Here is a 15,449-nt window from a genome sequence, read left to right as displayed (position 1 = left end):
TGCCAAATACTACATAACTTTGCCCTGCATTGGTGATGCCGTTGGGGGAGGCACTTCTTGTCGCGGTAATCAGGTCATCAAAGCCATCGCCGTTGACGTCCCCGGCGCTGCTGACCGAGTAGCCTGAGAAGTGATTCGCCGCGATGCCGTTAATCGCAAAGCCGTTGCTGCCGTTGAGCGTGGACAGGCTGAGGCCCGCACCAAAGCCACTGTTGCTGCCAAACACCACATAACTTTGCCCTGCATTGGTGATGCCGTTGGGGTCGGCACTTGTTGCCCCGATAATCAGGTCATCAATGCCATCGCCGTTGACGTCCCCGGCGCTGCTGACCGACGAGCCTGAGAAGTGATTCGCCGCGATGCCGTTAAGCGCAAAGCCGTTGCTGCCGTTGAGCGTTGACAGGTTGAGACCCGCACCAAAGCCACTGTTGCTGCCAAACACCACATAACTTTGCCCTGCACTAAAGATGCCGTTGGGGTCGGCATATTTTGCCGCGATAATCAGGTCCTCAAAGCCATCGCCGTTGACGTCCCCGGCGCTGCTGACCGACGAGCCTGAGTTGTCATCCGCCGCGATGCCGTTAATCGCAAAGCCGTTGCTGCCGTTGAGGTCTGAGAGGTTGAAGGTTGGTCCAAACATAGTGTTAGTTCTTCCTTGTTAGGTTAGTTGAAAGTTTTCACATCCCAACTTCTGTTGAGAAGTCGGTTTTCTTGCTTTAGCCGATCGAGATCACGCGGCGAATTTCGTCAGTTTTCAACCCAATTGCCATCGGTCGCCGCACTCCTGGCAAGACTTGCACGTCGTATAATTCCTCTACAACTCCTTCAATGCGTAACGAGTGGACGATATCCCCACTTCTGAGGTCAATCACCAGCAGTCCACATCGGGCTTCGGCCTGTTTTGCCTGTAACTGCTCATCCAACGCCAAACCGGAAAACGTCTTGTTGTGCCTGGGTTTGGATATCCCCACCACGGCAAAATCACCACAGAAACTCAAACCCCGCAGATATCCCGGACAAAAGGCTACCGCTTCAAATACTCCCCGTTCCAGGTCTAGATAACCAAATTCCCCACGACCTGAATTGAGCAACCACAGTTTATCCTTGTACCAACGGGGTGAGTGAGGCATCGATAAGCCTGTGGCGATCGCCTGATTAATGCTAATATCCATCACGCAGCCGCCATCTTTGCGTTTATCCCGCCAGCCATCCGCCACATCCGACTGACTCACTGCGGTGAGGTAACGGGGTTGACCGTCTCGCATCGCCAAACCATTGAGATGGCATCGGTCTTCTGCGGCTAATTTGGAAATAAACGGCGGTTTCCACAAGGGGACAAAGCTTTTCGTTTCGCTAATTGTGGCAAGGCAGCTAAATAGGGTATTGACGAAGACTACCCCCCCTAACCCCCCCTTATTAAGGGAGGGAAATTGTGGTTCAACTTGTTGGTCCCCCCGAAGCTTGGGGGGCTGGGGGGGTTCAACCAGCACTAGATCGTGAATATCTAAATCTCCGGTGATATACCCCACTTGCGGTACATAAACGGCATCGTAGCCATCCGCTATTTGTCCGGGTTCTAGGGCATTTTCAAGCCGCCACATTTGATACAGCGAACTCATATACAGGCTGCTGTTGTGGGCATACAATCCCATACACCGTTCAAATGTCCGTTCAAATACCGACAGTTCCCCGTTTTGTCGTAATCCAATGAAAAAGACCTTCCCCGCCTGATAGGTGGTGAAAACTAAACTGAGATTTTGTGAAGCTAACCAGGAAGTGAACTGCCGAGAGGCGTTGATTTCAAAAGTGGGTGTGGCGGCTGTACCTACTGCCTGTGGGAAATTACTAGAGGAAGCTGCGGTAGATTGTGGAGTGCGATCGCTATTTGGCATATATGACATAGTTCAATATCTATGTGTACGTGGTTCATGGAGTCACGTGATGAGCAGCCTAAATTAGCGATCCTATCTTCAGGAATGCTTTGGACTGACTCATTGAGTCCCCCCGTGACCTCGATTGCCTCTTGAATTCGGTCTTAAGCTCGATCGGTGCTTTCTTTCACAAGCCGAGGTGAGCTTGGGGCAGCCAGGGCGATACCCTCAAAACAAGTCGCCTATCAATTGATTAATTCCATCTTGTGATCTGCCAAAAATATTATTTATTGCCTCAGTATAAAAAATATACCTGATCGCACTCCAAGCTGTAAATGTATAAAACTTCATCTGTTTTTCACGAGTTCACCTGAACAAATTCACTGACTTCATAAAAGACTTGCTGCCCAATATCAGCTTTTTGCGATCGATAAAACCGTGTGGCGATGCTTTCCCACGAACCATAACGTTCACCGCAGGTATCGCCACGGGGCAACAGTTCTGAGTATCCTGAGAATGCTGTTCACCACTTGTCGGTGGTCGCGATCGGGTTTACCTGTTCGGGGTTTCAGTGGTGGAAGTAGCGGTTTTAACGAATCGCACTGTTCGTTGCTGAAGTCTCCAAGGGTTAATGAGCGTTAACAGCTTGCTCGCCTATTTTCTAGGATACAACGAGGCAAGAAAACACGCCCTAGCCTATGCAGGCTGGTTCATTCGTCCCGCCGCAGGTTTCAATCTGTGACTGAATTATCCATTTTCTGCCTGACTTCTTATCAACTTTTGCACGCTGGCTAAAGCTCGATTTAATTCGTAACTCTTTATTTCTGAATTCTGCAAAAAAGCCTGCTGTTCTTCTTCAATCATTAACACATCCTGCCGCACCAAACCATCTAATAACTTTTGAGCAGCACCGAAACAACGATTTTTGATAAACCTGCGAAACCAAATCGGCAATTTGTGCAGCCGCCAAAACCCATTTAATGAGGTAAAATGAATTAAATAAGCGCGAGTTTCTGTCTCGCTCACCGGACAAACCAAGCAGTAAATCTTAAAATCGCTCCCCAAAGTTGAAACCCAGTGCGGGTAAACATAACTCACCTCCAGGGGTTCCGGGTGCAGTCGGCGCAGAGATTTAAAAAATAACTGAGAAATGGACCAAATTTTATCTATTTTGTAATAACTTTGTGCCTGATAGCGAGCAGTTACTTGATGCTCGTTTTCTTCTAAAGTATCTAACACTGGATTTGCCCAAGCTTGCCAATCATCGTGCAAGTGTCCGTGGTACATATCCATCAAGTTTTCAATTAAAAATGAATAGTGTGCCTGACAGTCGATGGCTGAAACTGTGGCAATATAATTGAGATGTTCCCACTCGGGCAAATCCAGTAAATCTATTTTTTCGGCTTGCATTTCTTCGCCGGGAAACAGCCAGATAAAACCGTTTTTTTCCTGCACTGGATAGGAGCGAATTTTGCAGTTAGGTAGCTTTTGATTTTCTGCTAAATAATCGACTTCGGCACATTCTCCCCTTGCATTTAACCGCCATCCGTGGTAAGCACACTCGATTAAATTGCCTTTAATTTTGCCATGGCTGAGTTTAACTTGTCGGTGCGGACATCTATCTTCTAAAGCGTTGATTTTGCCAGAACTGTCGCGGAAAAGTACGATCGCCCGATTCCAAATTTTCGCAGCTAGCGGCCCAGTTTGCACCTCGCTGCTGCGGGCGATTGCATACCAGCGATCGAGATTAATGCCCAACTGGCGGATGTGAGTTTTTTGTTCCCTTGCAGATTCTGATTTTATCGCGTTGTTTTGCATTATAAATGTTCCCAAATTACGCCCATAAAACAACCAAATTTTACAAAATAACAGCCCGGAAAGCAACGACCGTAAATTTTTCTAAATTTCCGTTCTGATAAATACCTATCGCTAGCTAAATGCTTCAACCACCCAGGCGACAATCGAAATTTTAATAATCTTAAAGCATTGCGAAATCCGTAGGTGGAACAGTCGGGTCTAAAATCTCTTGCAGCACCTAATATGTAGCCTATTGTAGCAGGTGTTTCGACCTCCGAAATATTATCTAAAAAGACAATTTTTCCGTGCGGATTTAACATTTTTTTAATTGCATCGAGGGCGGCGGGGAGGTTGGGCAGGTGGTGAAAAGTAGCAGCACTAACTATTAAATCAAATTGGCGATCGAGCGCTAATTGACTGGCATCCATTTGGATGTATTCGATATTGGGGGCTGAGCGTTTTTGACTGGCTATATCTAGCATTTTTGCTGACAAATCGACGGCGACTACATTATCGTAATACTTGGCTAATTCAAAAGCAAGAATTCCCGAACCGCAGCCAATATCTAATGCTGCACCTTTGCTGGCCGATAGGTTGTTAGTAAAGAAATCGTTCTGGTTTTGCAAGGTGGCAGCGAAATCGTATTCTGTTGCAAAAGCATCAAACGTTACAGATTTATTGCGAATTTTGAAGTTACTATTCAGCATCTATTATTGCTTTATACTGATTCAATAATATTTTAACCGTATATCCGCCCCGCTTAACGCAGATATTTTTTTAATTCGCAAGCTCTGCCTTTTCTTCTCAAGGAAACCACACCCACAAACCGTAACTCATCTTAAAAAAATAATGCAAGTGTAGGAAACCTCTAAACCCTTATTGAATCAGTGATTTCCATTTCTTCAAATCTAAAATCTAAAATCTAAAATCTAAAATCTAAAATGGTATGACAGGGGGCGGGTTTCACCGAGAATAGCAGCCGATAATTGACGATTTATAAAACCCGCCCCCACTGCCAAGCTTAGATTTTTAACACGCCTTCGGGATTCACCGTCAAGAGCGATCGCCTCTGCAAACCCTCTTGATATAAAATAGCATTAGCTGCCAACAAACCGCTACTCACTGCCCTTTCCATTAAACCGCAAGGAAACGGCATTTTCACCCAATCTCCCGCAAACAAAAGATTAGGTACAGCGCAGCAAGTCTCCGGGCGTTCCGCATAACTACCGGGCGGATATCCAGAGAAATTCTTTTGATTTACCAATTCCCGGTGCAGCATATTTGCCTCTTTTAATTCCGGTACAATTTCGTACAATTCTTGCTCAAAAGTCGCCAGCAAAACTTCCTGATTCGGAAATTCCTTCTCCTTGTAACAATAAGCGTGTAATTCCACTACACTACCACCAGTTTTCTGATTCCACTCGATGAATTGATCCTGAATTCGGTGGTAAAGCGTAATGCTGTCAGTCAGTTTGTAGCCGGAAAGCGAACTGAAATTGCTGTGTTCCCACGGAAATTCGCGATCGAACCAAAAACGGCCCACCGCAAACGGATCTGCTATTTTTAAGCTCTCTATCCGGCTCTGCACCTGCGGATTTACCTCACCGCTGGCCAAACTAAACAAATGCTGCATCCCCGGAACATCGGCCGCAAAAACATAGTAATCAGCCTTCAATGTTTCCGCCAAATTTTGCGGCTGCGATTGCTTAACCGCTGCTACTAACTGTATTTCATCTGCTTTTTCATATACTACCTTAAATCGAGGTAAATCCCGCTGAGCAGGCCCGCTGACAACTCGCCCTTCGGCATCAAAAACTGCCCCGTGACAAGGACAGTGAAATTGACCGTCGTTTTGTTTCTGAACTGTGCAGCCTTGGTGAGTGCAGCTCAGAGAAATTGCCTCTTTTCCCGAGGGTGCGGCCGCAAATACGCTGTCCCCAGCGCCGAAATATTCGGTAGAGTTGCTGTCAGTTAATAGCGCGTTTCGCTTCACCCAAAAAGGTATTTTACTTTGCACGTCTCCAGACTGGTAACTCAGAGAATCAATCTTGCCGTTTTCCCAGCGAATCTCACTGACTGCGACATCTGTCAATACTTTGCCACCTTTGCTTTCAATGGATCTGGCAATAGGCTGGACCAAACTCGTACCCATATCTTGCCGCGTGCCGTTGAAGGCCAAACCCTCTGGATTTCCGAAAAAGTAAAAGTGGAAAAATTGCATTAATTCTCCCGCGCTCAATTCGTCGGGAGCGTTGAGGCTGGATTTGGCAAAAGGCAGAAAATACAAGTCATAAAGTCCGCGCGGGAATTCACCTTTTACCCAGTCGGCAACGGATATATTGTCGAGGCGAGCGAAAGTTTTTTGAGTTTGAAAGCCGCCTATTTCTCGAAAGACTTCCCAGTGAGCAGGTTTTGTCAGATTGATTCCCCACTTGAGCCGATTAGGAGAAGATATCCCCAAATCAACTATATTCCAGGGAAAAGCTGAATGGTTGGGACGGAAAACTTCGGGTTTGTATTTGCCGTCTCGAAACACAACGGCGTAGGATTCTAAAGATACAAAATTATCGGTAATTTCTAGTTCTTCAACAACACTTTTGAGGTTGTAGTATTGCGGAAAAAAACCGTGGAAACCGTGTTCCATCATAAAAGTTTCGTTCCCGACTTGTATCGGCCAACTCGCAATTTTGCCACCGAGTTGGGGCGATTTGTCGAGCAATGTTACGGCGAAACCCCGCTGGGAGAGCTCGTAAGCACAGGCGAGCCCGGCCAAGCCTGCGCCTACAACTGCAACGGTTTTGCGCTGATTCAGCATTCGTGGCAAGTCAAGAGAATCTTGCACAAAAACGGTGGGCTCTGGCTTGGAAAATCGAGAATAGCCCAGCAGCCCGCCGGCGGCACCGACTCCGAGGAATTTGAGGGCGGTTCTTCGAGAAAATGGTTGGGATAGCGGTGAATTGGTTGATTGACTCATCAGCGGTACGCGGTAACGGGCTTTAAACACAAATACGCCATAAGGCATATATCATAGACCGAAATCAGGATATGTGAAGAAATACTAAGACACATCCCCCAATTGGATCGCGATCGCACTTGGCACGGTGCGATCGCACACAATGTATAGTGGAAGCAAGAAGGCTTCAGTTATCTAGGAGAGAAGCAAGAATCAACAAGGAAAAAGCGATCGACCGCATAGCGTAAAATTCTCTAAATAATTAAGTGTTTTTATTTATGTTGCTCAACTCTTGGCAACCGCCGCCAATGATTATAAAAAAATAGGAGATTTTCAGGCAAAATCTTAGGCTAAAGGCAGTCTCGACAAATTGTACGAAATAACCGCGTAGATATCCGAGGCAAAACAATTAACCTGTTGAGGTTTAAGTAAGTTGGAGCGAAAAACCTAACTATTTTAAAAACAAGTAAATACAGAGAATATATTTGCTAATATTACTCAATATATGGTCGCTCGATTCATGATATTCCTCATTCAACAACAAGACCCAACCCGATTCAAATTGAGCAGTGCGGATGTGCCGCAAAAAGTCAAAGACGCCCGTAGAGGTAATGCCGGTTAAACTCACATCTTGCACTCTTCTTAAGAACAGGCCGGAAAGCCTGTTCATAAAATGATTATTGAGAATGGTGCAACATCTCAGTTAAATGCACCTGGCTGCTAGGTAAAAAACAGGACTTACTACGTGAAGAAACCGGGTTTTTGCGTAGTAAGTCCTGTTTATGCAAAACTTCTGAATAATTTACAAACTTTTACATAAATCGCGCATTTCTTGGTGCGGGGAGTCGGTTGGTGCTGGTATACACACCCTACGGTAGATATTGGGGGTTGGTCTTGAATGCTAGACTTGTGCCGCGATCGCCAGCACAGTCAAAATTCACCCACATCCAAACTTTTGCCAACTGCTGCCGCCAACGGCGCCCTTAACCGCCCCAAAATCATGCACTACCAATCCCAGCAGCAACGCCAAAAACACACGACTCAGAAAAAAATTACAAAAGCTATTTTTTACTGTTTGATAGCAATATTTTTCTGCTGGAGTACCGCGAACCTCGCTACAATTGCCCAAAACACAGGCCAGGGCGGGCTTAACGGGCAAGAAATGAGAAATTTGCTCGATCGGGGAAACCTCACCGAAGCCGTAACCAGAATCGAACAAAACTGGGAAGAAGACTATCAAAAATACTTTGAACAAGACTTTGCAGCCCGTGCGAAAACCGCCGAAGCAATATCAAAAACTCTCTCCCGTCTAGCAGTTCAAACAAAGAAAAAACCAGCTTTAATTTACGCCATACCCCGCACCGACCAACTAGAATTAATCTTAATATTGCCCGATCGCCCGCCCATTCACCGCAGCGTCCCCGAAGCCAAACAAGAGAAACTGCTCTCAGTAGTCAAAGAATTAGGTAGCCAAATCACCAACCCCGTAAAAATCAACACCACCACCTATCTAGAACCAGCCCAACAACTCTACAAATGGATAATTGCACCCCTAGAAACCGATTTGCAAACAGCAAAAATTGAAACCTTGCTGTTCTGCGTCGGCGCAGGTTTGCGAACCGTACCCCTAGCAGCAATGCACGACGGAAAGCAATTTCTGATCCAAAAATACAGCCTCTCGCGCATCCCCGCCTTCAAACTCACAGACAGCAATTACACCGACCTCAGAAACGTGCAAGTTCTAGCAATGGGAGCATCAGATTTCGCCGAAACGGCGAACAAAGAACCGCTGCCAGCAGTTCCATTAGAACTAAGCGCGATCGCCCGACAGTGGCCCGGTCAATCCTTTCTCAACGAAGATTTCACCATAGTAAACTTGCAATCCCAGCGACTGCAACAAAGATACGGAATCATCCACCTTGCCACCCACGCCGAATTCCGCCCCGGAACCCCAAATAACTCCTACATTCAATTTTGGGACACCCAACTCGGTCTCGATCAAATGAGAGATTTAAAATGGAACAATCCACCCCTCGAACTATTAGTATTAAGCGCCTGTAGAACCGCCTTGGGAGACAAAGAAGCAGAACTCGGATTTGCAGGTTTAGCGCTGCAATCAGGAGCAAAATCAGCCCTCGCCAGCTTGTGGTACGTCAGCGATGCGGGGACTCTCGCCCTGATGACAGAGTTTTACCAGCAGTTAAGAATCCGCAGGCTAAACGACCCTCCAATCATTAAAGCTGAAGCTCTCAGGCAAGCACAAATTGCCGCGATCGAAGGCAAAGTGACGATCGAAGGCGGTCAACTGCGAAGTGCCCGAGGCGACATTCCCTTGCCCCCGTCCATCCCCAAACTCGACAGCAAAGATTTATCCCATCCTTACTACTGGGCAGCTTTCAGCATTATCGGCAGTCCTTGGTGAATTCTGATTGAAAATGGCTAAGTTAAAATAACGTTATCCCTCCTCTAATGCAACCATTTTCCGATCGCATATGACCGAAGCCGCCACGATCAACACTCAACTCATTGATACCCTCACCCAAATTATCCTCGCTCTCACCGAGGAAGAGCGCCACATCCTCATCCATAAACTTCTAACTCCAAATCAAACTTCAGACACTACAAAGGCCGATCGAGAAACTCTTAAGCAGGAAATAGCGATCGGTGTAGAACAGCTTCAGACAGGACAATATACAGAGTACGATGACAATTCTCTGCCGAATCTTCTCCTCAGTATCAAACAACGCGGACAACAACGCCTACAACACGAGTAAGTACCCGTGAATCGCTATCGCCTTTCCCAGCAAGCGGTAAAAGATTTAGAAGATATATGGATTTATCTGGCACAGCAGGACGAACTTGGCGCCGATCTCCAAATGGTGCGATTGCTAGATCGCTTTCCCATGCTTGCCCAATTTCCGAATATGGGGCGAGGGCGAAATGAACTCCTCACAGGATTGAGAAGTTTTCCCGTCAAACCTTATATTATTTTCTATATAATTCTCCCAGAGAGAGTCGAGATTGTGAGAGTCCTGCATCAATCGCGGGATATAGAAGGACAATTTTAGCGATCGAGCCAAATGCCGACTTCTCGATGCCTATCTATCATTCTGAACGTAACTCTTGACCGATCGAGGTGATAAACTGTACAACATAAAGTAATTTAATATCTGTAGCTGTCGCTCAACAAACCACCACCAACCTGTGACGAATCAAGCGGGAGCCTTCAAGGGGAAAGAAAGATGAAAAAATTAGAATTTTTGCTACAGAAAGAAGGCGATCGCGCCTGGTTGCCCCTAGAAACCTCCGACGTGGAAATTCTAGAAGGTAAATACCGCGTGGTTGCTCGCATTCAGCATCCCAACACCGACATCGAAATTCGCGTTACCCATACCTCCTTCGACCAAGGAGCGCAGCGGAAAGTCCAAAGCCGATCGGCCCGCACCAACCCCGAAGGATTAGTCGTGATCATTCCCTACACCAGGCTCAAACCCGGACTGTGGGAACTATCCTGCTTGCCAGATCCCCAATCAACACCCCTAAAACCTTGGCAGTACGGCGTTCAGTTGGAAGTATTGCCCGCAGAATCGGAAACCTCCGAACCCCTACCGCCGATCGACCAAATCGAACCTGCTGCTTCCACCGCAGCCCCACAAATCGCAGTACCGGTCGATCGCCCCGCACCACAAATTGCAGCACAGGTCGATCGTCCCGCACCAACCGAAAGCCCAGCAGCCGATTCAGCACCGCAGCAGACCAAAATCTACCAATTCCCAATTCCCCAAACCGCCCAACCTAAACCGCACGTCAAACTCGAGCTCGTCCTCGATCAAGAAACCTTCGTCACCCAACTCGGTCGCCCCTTAATCATTTCCGGCAAAATCGACATTCCCCAACACCCGCAACAAAGCAGAAAAACAGCAACTCTCATCCCCGAATCCGAAGCGCTAGAACTCAAACAACTCATCGGTTCAGCACAACTGCAAATTTACCTGCGCGACCCCCAAACCTCAAAAATTCTCGCAGAAATCCAGCAGCCGATGCCAGAACAAGTTCCCCCCTGCATCTTTGCCTGCGTCACCTACATCCCAACCGAGTGCAAAAGCCGCCTAATCTTAGGAGAAGCAATTCTCAGCAGCGGCGGCGTCACCCTAGCCACCAAACTATTCACAATTACAGCTCGTTTAGAGCACCTTCTACAGGAAATTAAAGACAATTTCATCGAAGAAAAGCATCAAGCTGAACCCTCCCCAACAGCCTCAAAACCGTCTGGAAGCGCCAAAAATATATCCTTCCTCAAGCTAGTAGAAAAATCCTTAGACCCTCCCTCCCCCGCCGAAGTCCCAACCACTGAAGCCCTACCCCCTCTACTGGCTTCGCGTCACACCCCAAGTGCAGGCGGTTTAGAATTGCCCGCATTCGGTAACAAACTGCCCGACAGCAGCCGATCGCAATTGCTGTCGGAAATCTCCAATTCGCCTCGAACTGCCGAAGAGTCGATCGACCCACAAACCAAACCCTCAGACATCCCAAATCCCACTCAAACAGCCGAAATCGGAGCGATCGACCAAAAACCCGAAAACAGCCCCGAACCAGAAACAACAGCCCCAGAAACCCCGCCAGCGCCCACAAAACAGGCATTTCAAACCTTAAACGTCGAAAGTCGATTTTGGTCGCGACTGAGTTCCTTAGCCAGCAACGGTGAATCCCCCGACTGGCTCAAAGCCACCACCCTGTCACCAAATCCAACAGCCGCCGCAAATAGCAGCGACGAAATGGCAGTTGTGGAAGAAAGCAGCGCAACCCAGCAGCAACCCGAAACCAGCGAAACAATTTCCGATCCCAAATCTACTAGCCCCGAAGCCAGAGAATTTGTGGTTTTTGACGAGCCCCCGCAGCCGAAACAAGTTGCTCAAAAAACCGCAACTCTCGTAGCAGAAGTAACTCCTCCAACTCCCTACGTTTTGCCAGAAGACGAGTTAGTACCGATGCCGATTTTGGAATTGCCGCGCGCCGAAATCATCGCGGGCCAGGCTGTAAAAGTGCAAGTGCAACTCCCGGAATTAATGCCCCGGATTTATGTAAAAGTTTGGGTGTACGATCGACAAACCTACCTGATTCTCGACGGGCCGCGCTGGATTACCGAATTTAAAGCTAACGGGTTAGGAAATGTTCGAGCAAGTATCGAGTTAGAGATTCCCTACGGCTGCATGGAAGTCGAATTTGAGGCGATCGCCGTCGAAATGCAAACTCAGCGGGAAAGCCACAAAATAAGCGTTCACCGCCAAGTTTTACCCCCAGCAGGGCCAAGTTTACCCCTCGAAGGGTAAGCTCAAATCCCCGTGCATCCGCGTTGCTCCGCTAACATCTGCGGTTAAAAAATCCTACTTACTTCCCGCCAACTGCCGAAACTTCTTCTTAAACTTATTCTTATACACGTAGATCAATCGCTGTAAATCCTCAACTTGCAGCGACATCTCGGCAGCCAAACCCGTGCGGTTCCAAACATCTTCCTGGCACTTGCGGCGACAGAAATTCATCGGTTCCGAGTAAACTTTCCGACTAGATAAAGTCGGCTTCGGGCCGCACCAGTGAATCACCGTCCCCTGAGTACGATCGACTGCAGGCCCGCTTTCTTCCACCGGAAACTGCTTTCTCAGCAAATCCTGGTCAAAATCCGGCACCAACAACTGCATATCCACATTCTGCACCCGCAGTTTGCCTTCTTGAGCGGCGCGGAAGACCATCAGGTTAAAAAAGCCCATGTCTCCATACTTAAATATGTCTGGATGTTCATCATTAAAATCCAGAATCTTTCTATACTCCTCTAAGCTGAAAACACCTCGTTTCCCAAAGAATGTGCCTGGACAGACATAGCGAGAGCGATAGTCTTGCCAACGAAAATCTGGAAAATACTTTTCGACTCCCGGAATGTCAAAGAAAAATTCCGTGATATCCGCATCCGAGTAATCGTAACAAGGCTGGTCAATAATAAAGTCGAAGTCTTCAAAATTAGCCAATTTGAGGACATCTCCCCACACAATTGTATCTGCATCCATCAGGAGAAAATTTTGCCAAGGACTTTCCCAAAAGGGAATCATATGACTTTTTCCCCAACCAAAGCTTCTTTTTCTCAGAAGTGGCTCAGAGACGGTATCGTGATTAATGACGCGCACTCCGTAAACTTTTTCTAGGGGACTCACGGAAAACGTACCGTCAATCAACAGGCAGATGGGAACATCTCCCAGGAAATATCGGATGCTAGCACAGCAACCCTTTGCTAACAAATAATCTTGGTCGCAGCAAGCAATAATAACACCAAAATCTTCCATAAACCCTCACTATTTTACTAACTTGCCTAGCCACAGCGTTTCGTTTTTTTGTTCTGAAAGCAGCTCGATTTTCAAGTTTTGCATTTTAGCCAGCTTAGCACTAAACTTCTGCGATAGCCCGTAGACAAAAACATCACTAAAACCGCTAGGAATATTGGGTATAGTTGGTCTGTCAAACAACTGAGCTCGACGGCGCGCTTTCGGGTCAAGCAACACCAATTGCAGCCGCACTTTCGGTTCTAACAAATGACTCATTGACAGTATATTTCCCAGACTGACTTCCGAGATATCACTGACAAGCAGCGGCTTTGGGGCACGATCGATCCTGCGAGTAATTTCGGGATTTTCCCGGCCCCATTCCTTAGTCCACCAAGTCTCGGCTTGAGAACTAACGGCATTCGACAGCACCCCGCCCGTTAACAGTACAACTGTCAAAACTTTCCACATTTGTCGTTTCCAGCTTGGCACACCCAGCGCGGTAATTTTAGTTGCTAACAGGTAAGCCACAGCGATTTGCATCCCCAAATAAGTCGGAAATAGGTAGCGAGCTTTAGTCGATCGGATTCCTCCCAATATAACATCCGGCAGCACGAGTGCCAGTGCTGTCACCGCCATCACCGTCACCACAAACAGCCAAACCTGTTTCTTCGTCTCTGAACACAGAAAATAAACTGCATACCCTACGATTGTTAATAAAATTAAAGTCGCTGCCACTAAACCAATAAGCTCTACGGATATCGCATTAGAACTTAGCCCGACATCAAAAAAAAGGCGACCGATATTTCCGGCCCAATTCTTAACTACTGATAGTCTCTGAATTTTTAGATTAGCCCAACTTGTTGCCCCGGATGCTGCACTTTTATTTACCAGTAAAATTACCATCCAAGGCAGCAATGCTAGCAACGACACAGCCATTGCGATCAAGTAACTCACTAGCTTTTTGTTCGACCTAAAACCGTGAGTTCCTACGATATAAATTCCGTGGCCTAATGCAACTAACAGACCAAATAAATGAGTGTAAACTCCCATAATATTGGCTACTGCGTAAATGCTCCAACTCAGCTTGTTTTGCAGCCGCAGTGCTCGCAGCAGAGACGCACAAGAAAGCAAAATCAGCGCCGACCACAAACTGTAGGGACGTGCTTCTTGAGCGTAAAGCACGTGCAAGGGAGAAACTGCTAGCAATCCCACGGCTATCCACGCCACTTCCGGCGGTGCAAACAATTCTCGGCACAGCCAGTACAGACCCGGAAACGCTAACAAACTCATCCAAGCTGAGAAACTTCTTATCGCCGCAGGAGAATCACCGAATAGTTTTGCCCAACACTTGACTGCCAGAAAATACAGTGGTGGTAGTTGAGGTTCTTCTATTGCCAGACTTTTAACAGTATCGCCAAAATTTTTTGTCGCATTGAGGCGCTGATATTTCATTAAATCTTTTGGTGCTACTAACTGACCGCTGCTTATTTCACGAAGCACTTCTGTTTGCGTGTATCCAGAAATCCGCAGGGAAGTAAATGCTTCATCGTACCAATAAAACTTTTTGTCGATGTTGACGAAGCGAAAGAAAAATCCTAATAGCAATAATACCAATACTAACAGCCGCAGTTTTCTTTTCATCCCAGTCAGAGATGGTGTAAAAAATATATATGGTACGCCTCAATTTAACATACCATAGAAAGAACGAGTGCATTGCCCAATCTACAGGTTGTTCGATCGCCCTCCCATAACTTACGGCATTTACTTGTGTTCCTCGCAAATTAAAACCGTCTGGGATGCACTCCTTACTCTCATAAACCCGGTTTTTTAACTTCGATTGAGCGCCTAAAAGGAAGTATTTGCATTCCTCAAACTCGGTTGATGCGTCCTGGACGCCCGGAGAATCAATGGATACTTTGACAGTATCCGCTCCATAATTCGGGGCGTACTACCCACTCAGGAAGAAGGATTTTGCGTCATTTGAGGTGCATCGTTGAGCGATTTATCCCGGATTATTGAGCGGATATCTTTGGCAGTGGCATAAATCACGGAGAAAATGTGCTTTGAGATCCCGAGGCTGTGCCAAAAAAATAACTGGTTGTCAAACGCAAGACAGCGAGGCCACAAAACTATAATTTCAGCTAACAGGGATTCAGTCGGCTGCTGCTGCCAGACCGCAAAAAAATTGTGTTAAAGTAGCGGGAAATTAAACCCGCCGACGGTTAGTCTCAAAAATGGCGATCGTCCTGGCAAGTCCCGGTGGCAGCGGGCATCAAAAAACCAACATTGGTCAAGCCTGAACTTTGGTTTGGATCGGGTAAATCTACCAGCCTTTAGCTCTCAGTTCCCCACTCATGGCGGGAAAATAGCCCCTGCCGGGTCGCGAGGTTTAAAGTTAGGTTAAAAACCTTGACATTATAGGATATAAAGCTGTATAAGGGATGCGACAAGCAGCCACAATCCTACCTATAACTGTCTATTAAGTCTGGCGTAACCGAGGACGCTGGGCAGTTGTCA

12 protein-coding genes and 1 pseudogene are annotated in these 15,449 nt (G+C 47.0%); 4 read left to right on the top strand and 9 right to left on the bottom strand.

Features of this window, described 5'->3' with window-relative positions; genetic code table 11:
• The 7 genes and pseudogenes from QUA03_RS03390 to QUA03_RS03365 all read right to left on the bottom strand — a co-directional run.
• On the bottom strand, positions 1-640 hold a 640-nt coding region (locus tag QUA03_RS03390; protein WP_445304832.1), incomplete at its 3' end, for an integrin alpha.
• A gap of 76 nt (positions 641-716) precedes the next feature.
• Positions 717-1,901, bottom strand: a complete 1,185-nt coding sequence (locus QUA03_RS03385) for a TIGR03032 family protein (RefSeq protein WP_333209660.1) — start codon at positions 1,899-1,901, stop codon at positions 717-719.
• A 440-nt stretch (positions 1,902-2,341) separates the two neighbouring features.
• Positions 2,342-2,473, bottom strand: a pseudogene (locus QUA03_RS28975) (transposase); the annotation flags it as partial.
• Positions 2,474-2,618: 145 nt separating this feature from the next.
• Positions 2,619-3,689 (bottom strand): aromatic ring-hydroxylating dioxygenase subunit alpha, encoded by a 1,071-nt coding sequence (locus QUA03_RS03380; protein ID WP_333209658.1) that lies wholly within the window; start codon positions 3,687-3,689, stop codon positions 2,619-2,621.
• Positions 3,689-4,375 (bottom strand): methyltransferase domain-containing protein, encoded by a 687-nt coding sequence (locus QUA03_RS03375; protein ID WP_333209657.1) that lies wholly within the window; start codon positions 4,373-4,375, stop codon positions 3,689-3,691. Before QUA03_RS03375 ends, QUA03_RS03380 begins: the two co-directional genes overlap by 1 nt.
• Positions 4,376-4,689: 314 nt before the next feature.
• Positions 4,690-6,642: an FAD-dependent oxidoreductase gene (locus QUA03_RS03370; RefSeq protein ID WP_333209758.1), complete on the bottom strand. Its 1,953-nt coding sequence runs from the start codon at positions 6,640-6,642 to the stop codon at positions 4,690-4,692.
• A gap of 430 nt (positions 6,643-7,072) precedes the next feature.
• A complete protein-coding gene (locus QUA03_RS03365) occupies positions 7,073-7,291 on the bottom strand; it encodes a hypothetical protein (protein ID WP_333209655.1) in 219 nt (72 codons plus the stop codon).
• A 228-nt stretch (positions 7,292-7,519) separates the two neighbouring features.
• Between QUA03_RS03365 and QUA03_RS03360 the strand changes: the two genes are divergently transcribed.
• The 4 genes from QUA03_RS03360 (at position 7,520) to QUA03_RS03345 (ending at position 11,951) form a co-directional block, all read left to right on the top strand.
• Complete coding sequence (locus tag QUA03_RS03360; RefSeq protein WP_333209653.1) at positions 7,520-9,043, top strand: CHAT domain-containing protein; 1,524 nt, start codon at positions 7,520-7,522, stop codon at positions 9,041-9,043.
• Between the two features lie 70 nt (positions 9,044-9,113).
• Positions 9,114-9,395: a hypothetical protein gene (locus tag QUA03_RS03355; RefSeq protein WP_333209651.1), complete on the top strand. Its 282-nt coding sequence runs from the start codon at positions 9,114-9,116 to the stop codon at positions 9,393-9,395.
• A 6-nt stretch (positions 9,396-9,401) separates the two neighbouring features.
• Positions 9,402-9,689 carry a type II toxin-antitoxin system RelE/ParE family toxin gene (locus QUA03_RS03350; RefSeq protein WP_333209649.1) on the top strand — a complete coding sequence of 96 codons (288 nt, stop codon included), beginning with the start codon at positions 9,402-9,404 and terminating at the stop codon, positions 9,687-9,689.
• 174 nt (positions 9,690-9,863) lie between these two features.
• The gene (locus QUA03_RS03345) at positions 9,864-11,951 is read left to right on the top strand and encodes a hypothetical protein (RefSeq protein WP_333209647.1); all 2,088 of its coding nucleotides are present in this window, start codon (positions 9,864-9,866) and stop codon (positions 11,949-11,951) included.
• Positions 11,952-12,005: 54 nt separating this feature from the next.
• Here QUA03_RS03345 and QUA03_RS03340 read toward each other — a convergent pair whose 3' ends face one another.
• Both QUA03_RS03340 and QUA03_RS03335 read right to left on the bottom strand, forming a co-directional pair.
• Positions 12,006-12,953 carry a hypothetical protein gene (locus QUA03_RS03340; RefSeq protein WP_333209645.1) on the bottom strand — a complete coding sequence of 316 codons (948 nt, stop codon included), beginning with the start codon at positions 12,951-12,953 and terminating at the stop codon, positions 12,006-12,008.
• 9 nt (positions 12,954-12,962) lie between these two features.
• Positions 12,963-14,573, bottom strand: a complete 1,611-nt coding sequence (locus QUA03_RS03335) for a glycosyltransferase family 39 protein (protein WP_333209643.1) — start codon at positions 14,571-14,573, stop codon at positions 12,963-12,965.
• Positions 14,574-15,449 lie beyond the last annotated feature (876 nt).

Origin of the sequence: Microcoleus sp. S36b_A4, assembly GCF_036700645.1 — a bacterium.
Classification (GTDB): Bacteria; Cyanobacteriota; Cyanobacteriia; order Cyanobacteriales; family Microcoleaceae; genus Microcoleus.
Note: the sequence above shows the minus strand (reverse complement) of the source record. Positions and strands in the feature narration are given on the sequence as shown.